This window comes from Variovorax sp. E3 (assembly GCF_016082275.1).
Classification (GTDB): Bacteria; Pseudomonadota; Gammaproteobacteria; order Burkholderiales; family Burkholderiaceae_C; genus Variovorax.
This window is the reverse complement of record NZ_MOWM01000161.1, coordinates 1-16,940: the sequence shown is the minus strand read 5'-3', so window position 1 is coordinate 16,940 and position 16,940 is coordinate 1. Positions and strand designations below refer to the sequence as shown.

The following is a 16,940-nucleotide window of genomic DNA, read 5'->3' as shown; positions in this document are numbered from 1 at the left end:
CGAGCACGCCCGGGTAGCACAGCAGCACCTCGTCGACGCTGCGCGCGGCGGGGTCGCCCTGGTCGGCAGCGAGCACGTCGCCGTCGAGCAGGCGGCGCAGCTCGGGTAAGGCGGTGGCGAAGTGTTGCACGGCCTCAGTGGCCGCGTCGTCGATCTCGTTCGCGGGCCGTGGTAGCAGGTGGGCGTTGAAATTGAGTTCCAGCCGGGCCTGCACCAGCAGTGCCTGCAAGGCGACATCGAGCACGTGGGCGACGTAGAAGTCCTCACTCTCGTGGCGCAAGTCGGGCGGCCCCAGTCGCATCGGAAAGAGCGCACCCTTGAGCGACTCCACGATCTGCGCGAGCGCTTCGCGTGAGGGAAACTCGCGCGCACCGGGCTCTCGGGAGCGCCGTTGCGAATCGCGCCATCCGTTGCGCACGCCATGCAGGGCGTGCACGATGTCATTTATTTCGAAACGAGCCATGACTTTGGGAAGGCACGGCTCGGTATCCGGGCCGTCGCAGTTGTTTCTCTGAAGGTCGGCACGCGTCGGCCAGGTTGTGCACTACGCTTGAACGGCGGCTTCGTCTTCGGCCTCGAAGATGTTGGTCCAGAACTGGTCCCACGCGGCCTTGCTTTTCTCATAGCCGGCGCGAATCTCTCTCTCGCTCTTGGGCGATTTGACGATCTCCTCATCGATGGCTGCGCGAAGCCGAAGGCGGTGCTGGATGTCGACCTCGCCGATGTGAATCTCCCAGAACCGCCAATCGATCTTGTCGGCAATTGCCACGATGGCCGGATTCTTGCTGAAGTGCGAATGCATCGCCGACAGGTAGAGTTGGCAAAGGCATTCCCCACCCAGACCGCGAAGACCGACGCCCTGGGTGGACGATTCGGTACCCATGAGCATGCTGATTTCTTCGAGCAAGGCAATATTGCTTGGAATTGCCTCGCACGCGGTTGGCTCGATGCCAACGCTCAGTAGAAAATCGTCATAGAGATTGGGATGCGCGTCGAGCGCATTGCCCTCACCAAGCTCCTCACTCAAAAACTCCGCCAGCAGACTTCGCAAATTACCGAAGGGCAGCCGGTGGACCAAATGGGCCATGTCCGAGATGTAGTAGATCGTGAAATAACGGTACTGCACAAAAATGCGCCGCAGTTTTTCCATTGGCAATGTTTGCAAGGTTTGTAATTTGCGGTCTGCCAAGAATTCAGCTTCCGTCTTGCTTTCGTCGGCAAGTTTCCAAAAATCCTGCATGAGTGGTCCTCCCTGAAGTCGAAATGCGCATTGGCTTGTCCGTCAAGCGAACAAGTTCTCATTGGCTCCTGTCGTACTGATGCGGATGAACTTATTTGGCTGGTGGTTATTCCTCCTTGCATAAAAAAAGCGCGTGACTTAATCGACTGATTGAACAAGGCGGCCATCAAACCTTGTCGTACTTGCCTACGTAGACTTGGCTCGTGAGGTAGTAGTCGGTAATTGCCAGCAGCACCAACTCTTCTGTTCCAGTGTTGTGTGTTTGATGGATGGCCCAACGCGGCGAAAAAACAGCATCACCCGGCCCGACCTTCACCCAGGTCTCCCCGACCAGAATCTCCCCCGTCCCTGAGATGAAGCAGAAAAGCGTCTCGTGAGCGTGCTTGTGCCTGTTGTTGTACTTCCCGGCCGGAATGCGCACGACACGCGGATCAAGCACCTCGGCAGTGCAGGGGTACCGCTCGACGGTGAACCGGACATCCCGCGCGTCGTCGCTCTCGATGCACATGATCTCCCCGACCCCTGGGTAAAGCGCCCGAGGTGGCTCCAGGGATTTTTCCAGGCTTGTGCGCGCCTGGATTCGATCGGCCGCATCTTCCATGCGATTGAAACGCAAGGCTGCGTGAAGATCCGCCAAGAACCCGAAATACAGCACCAGCAGCTTCTCCAGCGCCGGATGGTTCTCTTCGTGCAAGACACCAGCGACCTCATAGATTGCCGGTTCGGCCTTGCGCGCACTGACATCGCAGCCTCGCTCGATAGCAAGATGGACCACCGCAAGCAAGTGTTGTGAGATACGAACGCTCCCCCGAACGAGTGCACTCATGACGTGTGAAGTCTCGCCGTCGTACAGGGACAAGGCCGAAATCACGAAGTACTTCGCGAACGACGGTGCAGAACATTCGCTGATGGCGGCGGCCCCCAATGCCTCCAGAGCAGATTCGTACTGGCAGGCCTGCTGTTCGCCGACCAAGACCGCGTCATAGGCTGTCGAGTTCTCACCTTCATGGCGCACGGCAGCCAGTCCAGGTCCTGCGAGCAGGGCTGAATGGGTCCACGCCAGGATCGGAACGAGAAAGGCCCGATCCTGAAGAGTGGTCCATCCTGCGCCCAGCGCTCGCATCACCAAGCTGGACTGCAGATCCGTGACTTGTTGCCTGTGGCTCGCAGGTGTAAACGAAGGGATCGCTGCTTCCTGAGGCTGCATGAGAATCTCCTTGGGTTCTGTATATTCATTCCAGCTAAGTACCGCGCTCGTTCACTTTGGCTTTGCGCGCGCTCCCGTCACCACGAGTGCAACCCCGCTCATCACTAGAGCAATCCCGACCAGAGTGAGCGCAGCGGGGACTTCCTTGAGAAAAAGCGCGCCGATCAACACGGCCAGCGCTGGCGCGAGGGCACCAAAAATGGCGGCCTTGGGAGCGCCGAGCCGGCGCACGGCCTCGGTGTAGAAATACATTCCCAGGATCGCGACCAGAATGCCCTGCGCGACCACCTGGAACCCGACGGCCGCGGGCGGCGCAGTAAAGATGTTCGGGGTGAACCACAAGAAGTAGATCGGCGTGAACAGCACGGCGGAACACACGTTCACCAGGGCTGTTGCGTGCCAGGGGCTGATACCCGAGCGACGCTGGGCAATGGTGAAACTCGCAAAGCACAGCCCCGCCAACAGGAACAGCAAATCGCCTCTCCACTCACCTGCCGCCCGGTTGGCGAACAGCGCATAGCCGCCGATACAGAGCACACCGGCGACGACGACCGCCATGCCTGCGAGTTGCTGTCGTGCGAATTTTTCTTTGAACAGAACACCTGACAACACAGCCACCCAGATCGGCATCGTCCCGATCATGAGCGTGGCGACGTGCGATGCCGGTGCGAAACGCATACCCACCGAGCCGAGCATCATGAAAGGTACCCCTGCCCCCAGGACCATCACCAGCAGCCGCACGATGCCGATCTGGCCGATACCCAGGCCCTTTCGAACCAGGATGGGCCACAGGAGCAATGCCGACACACCGAAACGCAGGAATGTCACGTCGTGCGGTCCCAGGCTGGTGGTCACCGCGAACCGTGTGGCTACCGACCAACTCGACCAGATCAAGCAACTGCCAGACCACACAGGGCCCCGAGAGCCAATGACCGCCGTCCTGGAGCTCCCGCCGATACGATGGGAAGAACTGTGGACATGACGACTACCGGCCTCTACGCAAGATCTTGATGATGCCGATCGCGTCGTCTTGCGATTGCCCTGCCAGCATGGCCTCCGAGAACAACGAACGATTGGCTAAGGCGATCGGAAGCCAGACGCCACGCTGCGCAGCCTCGTCGCAGACCAAGCCGATGTCCTTGGCCACATGGCGAATCGGCGCCTGCTGGGCAAAGTCATCTGTCACGAGCTTTGCGACCTTCGAGCGCAGCACATCGTTGGCCAATGGGCCCGCTTGCGCCATGTCGAGAAACTGCTGCACGTCGAGGCCTATGCCCGCCGCAAAATGCGTCGCCTCGGAAATCGCCTCAAAGCAGGCGATGAGCAAGAGCTGGTTGGCGAGCTTCATGCGCATGGCCGTCGGCACTGCGCCGCAACGAACGGTTTTCTTTCCTATGGCGTCGAACAGGGGTTGGACATCGTCGATGTATTCCTGCTCTGCTGCCGACGCCAGGATCACGAGCTGCCCCAGCTCGGCAGGTTGCCGAGAACCCGAGACCGGCGCCTCGACGTAGCGGGCGCCCGCCGCTGCGAGGCTCGCAGCCAGCCCCTGCGAATAGGCCGGCGCGACAGTGGCCATCAGGATGACGGTCTTGTCCCTCACAGGCGCCGCGATGGCGCCTTCTGAGGAGCGCCCCAGCACCTGGTCTACCTCGAGATGGCTCGGGACCATGATGACAACGGCATCCGACGCCTCGAAGACTTGGCCTGGCGTTTCCACAACCTCGATGCCCAAAGGGAGCAACGCGTCGCAGCGGCCGACCGTGCGGCTATGCACCGTGACCTTGTGTCCGGCCTTTTTAAGATTTTTCGCCATGGGCTCGCCCATGACGCCGACGCCGATAAGTCCGATATTCATGCAATGCATTGACACCCTTTTTAGATGTCATTCCTTTGTTGAAATTACCAACAACTCTAAGGAGAATCGGCTGCGCTAAGAAACGACAAATACAGAACAAGTAGTTCAGGGAAAGCGATGTATGGAATTTTCGGATTTGCAAATTTTTCGGACTGTGGTCCAGAGTGGAGGCGTGGTGCGGGCAGCGGGAGTCCTACACCGAGCGCAATCGAGCGTGACGGCACGCGCAAGGTTTTGGAAGAAAAGCTCGGTGTTCAATTGTTCTTCCGCGAGGGGCGCCGAATGCAACTCACGCCCCAGGGCAAGATACTCATGGGTTTCGCGGATCGCATGCTGGATCTCGCCAATGAGGCAACCAACGCCCTCAAGTCCGATCGACCAACGGGTGTGTTGCGCCTCGGCACCATGGAAAGCACGGCGGCAGCACGGTTGCCTGAACCGCTCGGTCGTTTCCATGAGCGCTACCCGGAGGTGGCGTTGGAACTCTTTTCAGGCGATCCTCGCAATCTCCTCGAACAGGTTCTCTGCTCAGACCTGGATGCGGCGCTCATTGCGGACCCTTTACCCGACCACAGGCTGGAGTCCGTGGAGGTCTACGATGAGGAACTTGTCATCGTCGCCGAAGCCAGGCACGCGTGCATTTCATCGCCAAAGGATTTGCCATCGAAGACGATTCTCGCGTTTCATCCTGGATGCCCACACCGCAGGAGGCTTGAAGACTGGTTCCTGCGCGGTCGCGTCTCGCCCGGGCGAATCGTGGAGGTCGGTTCATACCACCTGATCCTCGGCTGCGTTGCCGTCGGGATGGGTATCGCGCTGGTACCGCACAGCGTACTCAGCAGCTACGCGGAGCGCGCTCGCCTGAGCGTCCACAGGCTGCCGTCGAAATTTGGTCACGCCAAGACCAGACTCATATGGCTCAAGGCGGCACCTCAGGCCAAGATACTCGCGCTGTCGTCGGTTTTGCTGGAAAACTATGGCGACAGGTAAGACGACACGGCCGTCAGTGAATTCAATTTAAAAAATAGAATTGATGAGTTGCCGAAATGTTTTCAGTCAAGAAAAATCTGAAGCCCCACGACGGAGTCGATGAGATCGCTTGGTCCTGCAAAGAGGCCAATTTCAAATCGCTCGAGTTCCGGCAAACCATATCCTTTTCGGCCAGCAAATAGCCGGGGCCCTCGCAGGCGGTGTAAATAGTCTGCCGGCCGCTTGACCCAAGATGACCCGCGCTAGCGGGGCATTTTTCATTGGGTCGAGCGAATGCACGTGCATCTGGCGCGAGACGAAGCACTGCCTAGCCATGTAGCCCGCGTTCGGCACCACGGTGCAAGGGCACGCCAGCGCCCGGCTGGCGGCCTCGACCATGGGCTGCAACTGGCGCTGGTCGCTCACCTCGCTGACCACCTCATGCGTCACGATCAGGCGGCTTTGCGTCATCAGTAGGAACAGCGTCGCTTGTCCTCGTGCGCGTCGCTGTCGATGTCCCATTGGCCAACCTCCAATGAAAAATGCCCCTCCGACCAACGTCTGAAGGGGCATCTATCGCGGACTCAACGCAGACTATTTACACAGCCCTGTGCGGGCCGCTTTTTTTATTGCCGTCGATTCTTCAGATCGCCCAGGTGCCGAAGTTGTCCCCCGGCCCGTCGAGCACCTCGAACGCCTGCCACGCCTTGGCTGCATCGGCGCCCTGCACCGCCTTGCCCAACGCATCGAGCGTGCGATAGATCTTCTTCGACGCACCGAAGTGCGCGGCGTTGAGCGCTTCGAGCTGCGGCAGCAGCGTCCGCAAGATCTCCATGCGCGCGGACGCCGCCGCGGCCTCGTCTTCGCGCCACGCCAGCAGCCGCTTGCGAATCAGATCCTCGATCCGCGCCGCTTCCAGCACGTGTTGGCTTCGCGGGTGATCGAGGTCGAGCATGGCCCGGTCAGCCCACCCACTTGCGCGCGTTGCACCAGATCTGCATCCACGGGCTCAGTTCGCTGCGGTCGCCCGAGGTCCAGCTCATCTGGACGTTGCGGAACACGCGCTCCGGGTGCGGCATCACGGCGGTGAAGCGGCCGTCGGGCGTGGTGACCGAAGTCAGGCCGCCCGCGCTGCCGTTCGGGTTGAACGGGTACTGCTCCGTCGGCTGGCCGTGGTTGTCCACGAAGCGCATCGCGCCGATGGCCTTGGCCGCGTCGCCGCGGTGCTTGAAGTTGGCGTAGCCCTCGCCGTGCGCCACCGCGATCGGCAGGCGGCTGCCGGCCATGCCCGCGAAGAAGATGCTCGGCGACTCGAGCACTTCGACCATCGACAGGCGGGCCTCGAAGCGCTCGCTCTGGTTGGTGGTGAAGCGCGGCCAGGCTTCGGCGCCCGGAATGATGTCGGCCAGCTCGGCGAACATCTGGCAGCCGTTGCACACGCCCAGGCCGAAGGTGTCGGCGCGGCCGAAGAAGGTCTTGAACTGCTCGGCCAGCTTCGGGTTGAAGGTGATGCTGCGCGCCCAGCCGATGCCGGCGCCCAGCGTGTCACCGTAGCTGAAGCCGCCGCAGGCGACCACGCCCTTGAAGTCGGCCAGGTCGGCCCGGCCCGTCTGCAGGTCGGTCATGTGGACGTCGAAGGCCTCGAAGCCGGCTTCGGTGAAGGCGTAGGCCATCTCGACATGCGAGTTGACGCCCTGCTCGCGCAGGATCGCGACCTTGGGGCGCGACTGCAGGATGGCCGGGGCCTGGGCCACGGACTGCGGCGCATTCGGCAGGAACACGTGCATGCCCGGGTCGTTCGGCACGCCGGCTGCTGCGTGCTCGGCATCGGCGCAGGCCGGGTTGTCGCGCTCGCGGGCGATCTTCCAGCTGACCGAGTCCCACACTTGGTGCAGGTCGTGCAGGCTTGCGCTGAACACCGACTTGGCGTCGCGCCAGACTTCGAGCTTGCCCTTGCCCGCGTCCATGGTCGAACTGACCGGGCGGGTCTTGCCGACGAAGTGGCTGTGCGCGCTCAGGCCGTGGGCGCGCAGCACCTGCATGACCTCGTTGCGCTCGGCGGTGCGCACCTGCAGCACCATGCCCAGTTCTTCGTTGAACAGCGCCTTGAGCGTGAGCTCTTCGCGCCGCGCGCTGACTTGCTGCGCCCAGTTCTTGGCGTCGCCGGTTTCCATGCGGCTGTCGGAAATGCCGTCGCCTTCGGTGACGAGCATGTCGACGTTCAGCGCCACGCCGACGTGGCCGGCAAAGGCCATTTCGCAGGCCGTGGCGAACAGGCCGCCGTCGCTGCGGTCGTGCATGGCCAGGATCTTGCCGTCGGCGCGCAGCGCGTTCACGGCATTGACCAGCGCCACCAGTTGCGCCGGGTCGTCCAGGTCGGGCACGGTGTCGCCGCTCTGGCCGAGCGTTTGCGCCAGGATGCTGCCGGCCATGCGGTGCTGGCCGCGGCCCAGGTCGACGAGCACCAGCGTGGTGTCGGCCTCTTCGGCGTCGAGCTGCGGCGTGAGCGTGCCGCGCACGTCGGCCAGCGAGGCGAAGGCGGTGACGATCAGGCTCACGGGCGAGGTCACCTTCTTGGCTTCGCCGTTGTCCTTCCACTGCGTGCGCATCGACAGCGAATCCTTGCCGACCGGAATCGACACGCCCAGCGCGGGACACAGCTCCAGGCCCACGGCCTTGACGGTCTCGTACAGCGCGGCGTCTTCGCCGGGCTCGCCGCAGGCGGCCATCCAGTTGGCCGACAGCTTGACGCGCGAGAGTTCGATGGGCGCGGCCAGCAGGTTGGTGATGGCTTCCGCCACGGCCATGCGGCCCGAGGCCGGCGCGTCGAGCGCGGCCAGCGGCGTACGCTCGCCCATGCTCATGGCCTCACCGGCAAAGCCCTTGTAGTCGGCCAGCGTCACGGCGCAGTCGGCTACGGGCACCTGCCACGGGCCGACCATCTGGTCGCGGTGGCTCATGCCGCCCACGGTGCGGTCGCCGATGGTGATGAGGAAGCGCTTCGAGGCCACGGTCGGGTGCGCGAGCACGTCGATGGCGGCCTTCTGCAGGTCGCGCCCGTGAGGTCGAGCGGCTTGAAGCTGCGCGCCACGGCCTGCACGTCGCGGTGCATCTTGGGCGGCTTGCCGAGCAGCACGTCCATGGGCATGTCGACCGGTTGCACGGCGGCGCCTTCATCGGCCACCAGCAGCTGGCGCTCTTCGGTCGCCACGCCGACCACCGAGAACGGGCAGCGCTCGCGCTCGCAGAAAGCCTTGAACTGCTCGAGCGATTCCGGCGCGATGGCCAGCACGTAGCGCTCCTGGCTTTCGTTGCACCAGATTTCCTTGGGCGCCATGCCCGACTCTTCGAGCGGCACGGCGCGCAGGTCGAAGCGCGCGCCACGACCGGCGTCGTTGGTCAGTTCGGGGAAGGCGTTGCTCAGGCCGCCCGCGCCCACGTCATGGATCGCGAGGATGGGGTTGGCCGCACCCTGCTGCCAGCAATGGTTGATGACCTCCTGCGCGCGGCGTTCGATTTCGGGGTTGCCGCGCTGCACCGAGTCGAAGTCGAGCTCGGCCGCGTTGGCGCCGGTGGCCATCGAACTGGCGGCGCTGCCGCCCATGCCGATGCGCATGCCGGGGCCGCCGAGCTGGATCAGCAGCGAGCCGGCCGGGAACAGGATCTTCTTGGTCTGCGTGGCGTCGATCTGCCCCAAGCCGCCCGCGATCATGATGGGCTTGTGGTAGCCGCGCTGCACGGTGTCGAGGTCGCTGGCAATCGCCTGCTCGTACTCGCGGAAGTAGCCCAGCAGGTTCGGACGGCCGAACTCGTTGTTGAACGCGGCGCCGCCCAGCGGGCCCTCGGTCATGATCTGCAGCGGGCTGGCGATGTGCTCGGGCTTGCCGTAGTGGCCGTCTTCAGGCCACAGCTTGGACACCGTGAAGCCGGTCAGGCCGGCCTTGGGCTTGGAGCCGCGCCCGGTGGCGCCCTCGTCGCGAATCTCGCCGCCCGCGCGGTCGAGGCGCCCGGGAACGGGGAAATGGCGGTCGGGTGGTTGTGCGTCTCGACCTTCATCAGCACATGGGTCAGCGCGCTATCTTTTTGATAGCTTTGCGAGCCGTTGGCCGGAATGAAGCGCTCGATGGTCGCGCCCTCCATCACCGAGGCGTTGTCGGCGTAGGCAATGACGGTGTGCTGCGGGTTCTGCTTCTCGGTGTGGCGGATCATCGAGAACAGGCTTTGCGGCTGCGCCTTGCCGTCGATGGTGAACTGGGCGTTGAAGATCTTGTGGCGGCAGTGCTCGCTGTTGGCCTGCGCGAACATCATGAGTTCGACGTCGCTGGGGTTGCGGCCCAGGCGGGTGAAGGCGTCGACGAGGTAGTCGATTTCGTCTTCGGCCAGCGCCAAGCCGAAGCCGGTGTTGGCCGCCACCAGCGCCGCGCGGCCGCCGGCTTGCACGTCGACCTGCGCCATCGGCTGGGCCGGCAGTTCGCTGAACAGGCTGGCGGCCTGCTCCACGGTGGCCAGCACCGATTCGGTCATGCGGTCGTGCAGCGGGCCGGCCGCGGCGGCCAGGGCGTCCCCCTCGAGCACGGGGGCCTTGCCGATGAGCGGCGCCTTCAGTTTCAGGTGGTACTGGGTGACGCGTTCGACCCGGCGCAGCGCCAGGCCGCAGTTGTGGGCGATGTCGGTGGCCTTGGAAGCCCAGGGCGACACGGTGCCCAGGCGCGGCGTGACCACCACCGAGGTGCCCGCCTTGGCCGGTGCCTCGAAAGGCTCGCCGTAGGTCAGCAGCGCGGCGAAACGCTCGCGGTCGGCCGTGTCCAGCGCCGCGTCGGTGACCACCAGGTGCACGAAACGGGCTGAAATGCCCTCGATGCGCGGCTCGACGGCCTGCAGCTTCGGCAGCAGCTGGCGGGCGCGGAAATCGCTGAGCGCGCTGCCGCCCTCGAACATGGTTACGACAGGAAGGGCTTGGGATGCGGGCTGCGTCACGGTCGATGTGGGGCCTCGGGGGCCGCGTTGGGAATCAAGGAATCGAGGCGAATGACCGCTGACTGGGGTCATCCGCGTTAACCCGGAATTTTAGCTTGCTGAATGGGATAATTCGGGGATGAGCATTAACTACAAAGACGCTGCGGGCATCGAAGCCATGCGGGTCGCCTGCCGCCTTGGCTCCGAGGTGCTGGACTACCTCACGCCCTTCATCAAGCCCGGCATCACCACGAACGATGTCGACCGGCTGGCCGCCGAGTACATGGTCAAGCAGGGCACCACCTCCGCCACGGTGGGCTACATGGGCGCCAGCAGCGTCCCGTTCCCGAAGTCGCTCTGCACCTCGGTGAACCACGTGGTGTGCCACGGCATTCCCAATGACAAGCCCCTGAAGAAGGGCGACATCATGAACGTCGACGTGACCGTCATCAAGGACGGCTGGTTCGGCGACAACAGCCGCATGTTCGTGATCGGCGACGCCTCCATCGCGGCCAAGCGCCTGTGCTCCATCACCTTCGAGGCCATGTGGCACGGCATCCTGCAGGTGCGCCCCGGCGCGCACCTGGGCGACGTGGGCCACGCGATCCAGAAGTTCGCCGAAGGCCAGGGCTTCAGCATCGTGCGCGAGTTCTGCGGCCACGGCGTGGGCCAGCGCTTCCACGAAGAACCCCAGGTGCTGCACTACGGCCGCCCGGGCACGCTGGAAGAACTCAAGCCCGGCATGATCTTCACCATCGAGCCCATGATCAACGCCGGCAAGCGCGACGTGAAGGAAGACTTCAAGGGCGGCCAGTATGACGGCTGGACCATCGTCACGCGCGACCACTCGCTGTCGGCCCAGTGGGAGCACACGGTGCTGGTCACCGAAACCGGCTACGAGGTGCTGACGCTCTCCGCGGGCAGCCCGCCGCTGCCCTCGTTCGTCACCGCGACCAAAACCTGACGCGCGCACGCGCTCCCCGGACGTGATCGAAGCAGCCAAGATCGACGTGGCGACGCTGCGCGAAGCCTATCGCGCGAAGAAGCTCGCGCTGTTCGACACCCTGCGCTTCGCGCGCGCGCCCACCCGCAGCGTGCACACGGTGCTGCGCCAGCTCTCGGCGCTGGCCGACGAAACGCTCTGCACCCTGTGGCGCGAGGCCGATTTCGGCGAGGCGCTCTCGCTGGCCGCCGTGGGCGGTTTCGGGCGCGGGGAGCTGTTTCCGTACTCCGACGTCGACGTGCTGCTGCTGCTGCCGCCCGAAGGCGACGCGAACGCGGTCGACCCGGCCCGCATCGAGGCCTTCATCGGCCATTGCTGGGACGCCGGCCTTGAAATCGGCTCCAGCGTGCGCACGGTCGAGGAGTGCCTGGCCGAGGCCGAGAAAGACGTCACCGTCCAGACCTCGCTGCTCGAGGCCCGGCTGATCGCGGGCGACAAGAAGCTCTTCACGGCCTTTCGCCGCCGTTTCACGCGCGCCATCGATCCGCAGGCGTTCTTCGTGGCCAAGTCGCAGGAAATGCGGCACCGCCACCAGAAGTTCGACAACACGCCCTACGCGCTGGAGCCCAACTGCAAGGAATCGCCGGGCGGCCTGCGCGACCTGCAGACCATCCTCTGGATGACCAAGGCCGCCGGCTACGGCAGCCGCTGGGACGACCTGGCCAAGAACGGCCTGGCCACCTCCTTCGAGGCCCAGCAGATCAAGCGCAACGAAGCCCTGCTCTCGCTGATTCGCGCCCGGCTGCACGTGATTGCCAACCGCCGCGAAGACCGGCTGGTGTTCGACCTGCAGACCGCCGTGGCCGCCAGCTTCGGCTACGAGGGCGAGTCGCAGCGCAAGTCGAGCGAGGCGCTCATGCGCCGCTACTACTGGGCCGCCAAGGCGGTGTCGCAGCTCAACCAGATCCTGCTGCTCAACATCTCCGAGCGGCTGCAGCCCAGCGCCGAGCAGCACACGCCGATCAACGAGCGCTTCTACGAGCGCGCCGGCCTGATCGAGATCGCCAGCGACGACCTCTACGAGCGCGAGCCGCACGCGGTGCTCGAGACCTTCCTGCTCTACCAGAAGACCATCGGCGTGAAGGGCCTGTCGGCGCGCACGCTGCGCGCGCTGTACAACGCGCGCCACGTGATGGACAGCAAGTTCCGCAACGACCCGGTCAACCACGAGACCTTCATGCGGATCCTGCTGCAGCCCTACGGCATCACGCACGCGTTCCGGCTCATGAACCAGACCTCGGTGCTGGGGCGCTACCTGCGGGTGTTCCGCAGCATCGTGGGGCAGATGCAGCACGACCTGTTCCATGTGTACACGGTCGACCAGCACATATTGATGGTGCTGCGCAACGTGCGGCGCTTCTTCATTGCCGAGCACGCACACGAATACCCGTTCTGCTCGCAGCTCGCGGCCGGCTGGGACAAGCCCTGGATCCTGTACGTGGCCGCCCTCTTCCACGACATCGCCAAGGGCCGCGGCGGCGACCACTCCACGCTCGGCGCGCGCGACGTGCAGCGCTTCTGCAAGCAGCACGGCATCGCGCGCGAAGACGCCAAGCTCATCGAATTCCTCGTGGCCGAGCACCTGGTGATGAGCCAGGTCGCGCAAAAGCAGGACCTGAGCGACCCCGAGGTGATCGGCGCCTTCGCCAAGCGCGTGGGCAACGAGCGCTACCTCACGGCCCTCTACCTCTTGACCATCGCCGACATCCGGGGCACCTCGCCGCGCGTATGGAACGCATGGAAAGGCAAATTGCTCGAGGACCTGTACCGCTACACGCTGCGCGCGCTGGGCGGCCGCATGCCCGACCCGGACGCCGAGGTCGAGTCGCGCAAGCGCGAGGCGCTGGTGCAACTGGCCCTGCACGCCCAGCGCTTCGAGGCGCACAAGGCCCTGTGGGACACGCTCGACGTGGGCTACTTCATGCGCCACGACGCCACCGAGATCGCCTGGCATGCCAAGCAGCTCTCGCGCTTCGTGCCGCCCAAGAACGTGCCGATCGACCCGAAGGCTCTGCCCATCGTGCGCGCGCACCTGTCGCCGGTGGGCGAAGGCCTGCAGGTGGTGGTCTACACGCCCGACCAGCCCGATCTTTTTGCACGCATCTGCGGCTATTTCGATCAATCGTCGTTCAGCATCCTGGACGCCAAGGTCCACACCACGAGCAACGGCTATGCGCTCGACACCTTCCAGGTGGTGACCACCTTCCTGCCCGACCACTACCGCGACCTGATCAGCATGGTCGAGTCGGGCCTGGCGCAAACGCTCACCGAAGCCGGCGCCCTGCCCCCGCCCAGCATGGGCCGGGTGTCGCGCCGGGTGCGCAGCTTTCCGATCAAGCCGCGCATCAGTCTCTTGCCCGACGACAAGGCGCAGCGCTGGCTGCTCAACATCTCGGCCAGCGACCGGGCGGGCCTGCTGTACTCGGTGGCCCGGGTGCTGGCGCGCCACCACCTGAACCTGCAACTGGCCAAGGTGACGACGCTCGGCGAACGGGTGGAAGACACCTTCCTCATCAGCGGTCCGGAGTTGCAAGGCCAGAAGACCCAGCTCGCGATCGAGACCGAACTGATGGAAGCGCTGGCGTCCTGAGCCTGCGGTTTCCGAGCGCCACCACAGAACTTGCGCGCCTTTGCGCAAGCAAAGCAGGAAACAGTCGTCCATCGCCGTCAAAATGTCGGACATGGAATCTTTGATTGAACAGCTTTCGGACTCGGTGTCCTCCGCCAAGACGCTGGAGGACCTGGCCCGCCCGATGCTCGCGATGCTCGAGGTCGTGACCGGGCTGGAGTCGACATACCTCACGACCATCGACCTGGACAAGGGCCTGCAGCACATTCTTTTTGCGCGCAACGCCAAGGAAATGAACATTCCCGAGGGCCTGTCCGTCCCCTGGTCCGACACCCTGTGCCGCCGCGCCCTCGAAGAAGGCCGCACCTTCACCGGCGACGTCGCCAGCTGCTGGGGCGACTCCGGCGCCGCCCGCGACCTCGGCATCCAGACCTATGTAAGCACGCCCGTGCGCACCGACGCCGGCAGTCTCTACGGCACCCTGTGCGCCGCCAGCGCCACCAAGCTGCCGCTGTCGCCCCATGCGGAGCCGGTGCTGCAGCTGTTCGCGCGGCTGCTGGGCCAGCAGGTCGAGCGCGAGCTGCTCTTCGTCAAGCTCCAGAAGGCCAACGCCGAACTGGCGGCCCATGCCTCGACCGACGCCCTCACCGGCCTGCCCAACCGCCGCTCGCTGATCGAGGCGCTGCGCCGCCTGCTCGCCCAGTGCGAGCGCGAGGACCGCAGCGTGCTGGTGGGGTTCATCGACATGGACGGCTTCAAGAAGATCAACGACACGCACGGCCACGACATCGGCGACGAGTTCCTCTCGGCCATGGCCGGGCGGCTGTCGGCGTCGCTGCGCTCCAGCGACATCCTGGCGCGCTTCGGCGGCGACGAGTTCGTGGTGATCGGCGCCGGCCCGTCGTTCGCCGAGTCGCCGCGCACCGCGGCGCGCGCGCTGGCCGACCGGCTGGGCGAAAGCACCATCGGCGATCTGCGGCTGAAGCACACCATGTTCGACTACGGCGGTGCCAGCGTGGGCGTGGTGCCGGTCGATCCGCGCACCACCTCCGCCGAAGAAGCGCTGAAGCTGGCGGACACCGCCATGTACACCGTCAAGCGGGAGCGCCGCGCCACGGCCACGCCCAGGGAAACGCAGCTCGACTGAATGAACACCGACCGGCTGGCACGCCTCGAAAGGGCCCTGGGTTCGCTCAAGGCACGGATCACGATGGGCGGGATCATGGCGCTGGTGCTCGGCATCGGCCTGATCACGACCATCATCGTGGGACGGACCGAGCACGACCTGCTGGCGTCGCAGCGCGAGCGCGAACTGAGCGAGTCGGTGCGCACCGCCGCGCTGCTGAACCACAACGTGATCCAGCTGCAGCGCGTGCTGGACTCGGTGGCCGGGCTGCTCGACGAAGAGACGCTGCGCAACCCCGCCGCGCTCAAGGAGTTCATGCGCAACAAGCCGGTGATGCGCAACTTCTTCGCCAACGTCTACATCGCCACGCCCGACGGCGCGGTGCGCGTGATGCTCGACGACCAAGGCGTGTCGCACCCGGTGCTGAACATCCGCGACCGCCCCTACTTCGGCCAGACCCTGACCGAGGGCCGGCCCATCGTGTCCGACGCGCTGCTCGGCTCGCTGACCGGCGAACCCATCGTGGCCGTCACGCAGCCGGTGCGCGGCGACCACGGCATCTTCGCCGTGGTGGGCGGCACGCTGCGCCTGTCCAGCCGCGACCTGCTCGACGGCCTGGTCGACGCGCAGGAAAGCGATGCCGGCGCACTCATGGTCGTGACCGACACCATGGGCCGCGTACTGGCGCACCCCAACCGCAAGAAGCTGCTGCAGCAGATTTCGAACGAACCCCGGCTGGCCGAAGCCTTCAAGGCCTGGCGAAGCGCCGGCAGCCCGGTCGAGCCGCTGGGCCTGCTGCTGCCCCAGGCCCACGAAATCGCCAGCGCCGCCGGCGTGCCCGGACCCGACTGGATGGTCTGGCGCGTGCGCCCCGAGGCCGAGGTGCTGCAGCCGGTCAAGGCCGCGCGCCAGTTGGCCATGGCCTGGGCCGCCACGCTGGTGGCGGTGCTGTCGGCCGGCCTGTTCCTGAGCCTGTGGTGGATGCTGCAGCCGCTGACGCTGCTGGAGCGGCGCGCGCAGCACATGTTCGACGACGCCATGCGGCCCGAAGACGGCTGGCCGCCGGGCGACGGCGAAATCGGCCAGCTCGGCCAGGTGCTGCGCCGCGTCGGCGAGCAGCGCGGCGAGCTCGAGCGGCTGAACGGCGAGATGTTCAGCAAGCTGCGCTCCGTGATGCGCGCGGCGCCCATCGGCATTGCCTTCATCCGCGACCGGCGCTTCGAGCTGGTGAGCGACGAGCTGTGCCGCCTGCTCGCCTACCGCGAGGACGAGCTGCTGGGCCAGCCGGTAGACCTGATCGTGGTGCCCGAGGAAGACCAGCCCGCCCTGGCCGCGCTCGAGAAAGAAGCCTTTGCCAGCAGCAATTCCTATGTGGGCGAGTCGCGCATGCAGCGCGGCGACGGCTCGCGCTTCTGGGCCCGGCTGCGCAGCCGGCCGGTCGATCCGGAGCACACGGACTTCGGCTCGATCTGGACCGTGCTCAACATCGAGGAGCAGCGCAACGCGCGCAAGGCGCTCGAATGGTCGGCCGCGCACGACGGCCTGACCGGGCTGGCCAACCGCCAGCGCTTCGACCAGCAGGCGCAGCGGCTGATCGACGCCCGGCCCGGGTCGTTGCCGGCCGCGCTGGTGTTCATCGACCTGGACCACTTCAAGCAGGTCAACGACACGGCCGGCCACCTGTCGGGCGACGCCATGCTGCGCGCAGCGGCCGCGGCCATCATGTCGCGCGTGCGTTCGGGCGACCTGGCGGCGCGCATCGGCGGGGACGAGTTCGCGCTGCTGCTCGAGCAGTGCACGCACGAGGCCGCCGTGCGCGTGGCCGAGGACATCGTGGCGTCGATCTCGGCGATCGCGCTGCCCTGGCTGTCGGGCAGCCTGCATGTCGGCGCCAGCATCGGCGTGGCCAGCCTGTCGCAGGAGATCGGCTCGGTCGACGCCTGGGTCGACGCGGCCGACGCCGCCTGCTACGCCGCGAAGGCGGCCGGGCGCGGCGTGGTGCGCGCGGGTCG

General features: G+C 65.4%; 10 protein-coding genes and 2 pseudogenes. 5 read left to right on the top strand and 7 right to left on the bottom strand.

What is annotated here, in order from left to right:
- From BMG07_RS34120 to BMG07_RS34100, 5 genes and pseudogenes are all read right to left on the bottom strand, one after another.
- Positions 1 to 463: pseudogene (locus BMG07_RS34120) on the bottom strand (serine acetyltransferase); the annotation flags it as partial.
- An 81-nt stretch (positions 464 to 544) separates the two neighbouring features.
- On the bottom strand, positions 545 to 1,240 hold the full coding sequence (locus tag BMG07_RS34115) for an iron-containing redox enzyme family protein (protein ID WP_198088215.1): 696 nt from the start codon (positions 1,238 to 1,240) through the stop codon (positions 545 to 547).
- Positions 1,241 to 1,406: 166 nt separating this feature from the next.
- The gene (locus BMG07_RS34110; protein WP_198088214.1) at positions 1,407 to 2,447 is read right to left on the bottom strand and encodes a cupin domain-containing protein; all 1,041 of its coding nucleotides are present in this window, start codon (positions 2,445 to 2,447) and stop codon (positions 1,407 to 1,409) included.
- Positions 2,448 to 2,498: 51 nt separating this feature from the next.
- Positions 2,499 to 3,302: a DMT family transporter gene (locus BMG07_RS34105; RefSeq protein WP_307867197.1), complete on the bottom strand. Its 804-nt coding sequence runs from the start codon at positions 3,300 to 3,302 to the stop codon at positions 2,499 to 2,501.
- A gap of 130 nt (positions 3,303 to 3,432) precedes the next feature.
- Entirely contained in the window at positions 3,433 to 4,305 is an 873-nt protein-coding gene (locus BMG07_RS34100) for an NAD(P)-dependent oxidoreductase (protein WP_198088212.1), read from the bottom strand.
- 234 nt (positions 4,306 to 4,539) lie between these two features.
- On the opposite strand from BMG07_RS34100, the gene BMG07_RS34095 reads away from it, so the two are divergent.
- Positions 4,540 to 5,295: a LysR family transcriptional regulator gene (locus BMG07_RS34095; RefSeq protein WP_269759665.1), complete on the top strand. Its 756-nt coding sequence runs from the start codon at positions 4,540 to 4,542 to the stop codon at positions 5,293 to 5,295.
- 622 nt (positions 5,296 to 5,917) lie between these two features.
- Here the strand turns inward: BMG07_RS34095 and BMG07_RS34090 are convergent.
- Positions 5,918 to 6,229: a hypothetical protein gene (locus tag BMG07_RS34090; protein ID WP_198088211.1), complete on the bottom strand. Its 312-nt coding sequence runs from the start codon at positions 6,227 to 6,229 to the stop codon at positions 5,918 to 5,920.
- 7 nt (positions 6,230 to 6,236) lie between these two features.
- Positions 6,237 to 10,212, bottom strand: a pseudogene (purL, locus tag BMG07_RS34085) (phosphoribosylformylglycinamidine synthase).
- A 157-nt stretch (positions 10,213 to 10,369) separates the two neighbouring features.
- Here purL and map point away from each other — a divergent pair.
- The 4 genes from map to BMG07_RS34065 all read left to right on the top strand — a co-directional run.
- Entirely contained in the window at positions 10,370 to 11,194 is an 825-nt protein-coding gene (gene map / locus BMG07_RS34080; protein ID WP_198088210.1) for a type I methionyl aminopeptidase, read from the top strand.
- 22 nt (positions 11,195 to 11,216) lie between these two features.
- Positions 11,217 to 13,823, top strand: coding sequence for a [protein-PII] uridylyltransferase (locus tag BMG07_RS34075; protein ID WP_198088209.1), 2,607 nt, complete (start codon positions 11,217 to 11,219; stop codon positions 13,821 to 13,823).
- Positions 13,824 to 13,914: 91 nt separating this feature from the next.
- A complete protein-coding gene (locus BMG07_RS34070) occupies positions 13,915 to 14,949 on the top strand; it encodes a sensor domain-containing diguanylate cyclase (RefSeq protein WP_198088208.1) in 1,035 nt (344 codons plus the stop codon).
- Positions 14,950 to 16,940 (top strand): diguanylate cyclase (locus BMG07_RS34065; protein WP_198088207.1); only part of this gene is annotated, 1,991 nt, incomplete at its 3' end.

Bases quoted from the DNA above. Each gene is read 5' to 3' on its own strand.
- BMG07_RS34090 (WP_198088211.1), bottom strand. From the start codon at position 6,229: ATGCTCGACCTCGATCACCCGCGAAGCCAACACGTGCTGGAAGCGGCG.
- BMG07_RS34100 (WP_198088212.1), bottom strand. From the start codon at position 4,305: ATGAATATCGGACTTATCGGCGTCGGCGTCATGGGCGAGCCCATGGCG.
- map (WP_198088210.1), top strand. From the start codon at position 10,370: ATGAGCATTAACTACAAAGACGCTGCGGGCATCGAAGCCATGCGGGTC.
- BMG07_RS34115 (WP_198088215.1), bottom strand. From the start codon at position 1,240: ATGCAGGATTTTTGGAAACTTGCCGACGAAAGCAAGACGGAAGCTGAA.
- BMG07_RS34070 (WP_198088208.1), top strand. From the start codon at position 13,915: ATGGAATCTTTGATTGAACAGCTTTCGGACTCGGTGTCCTCCGCCAAG.
- BMG07_RS34110 (WP_198088214.1), bottom strand. From the start codon at position 2,447: ATGCAGCCTCAGGAAGCAGCGATCCCTTCGTTTACACCTGCGAGCCAC.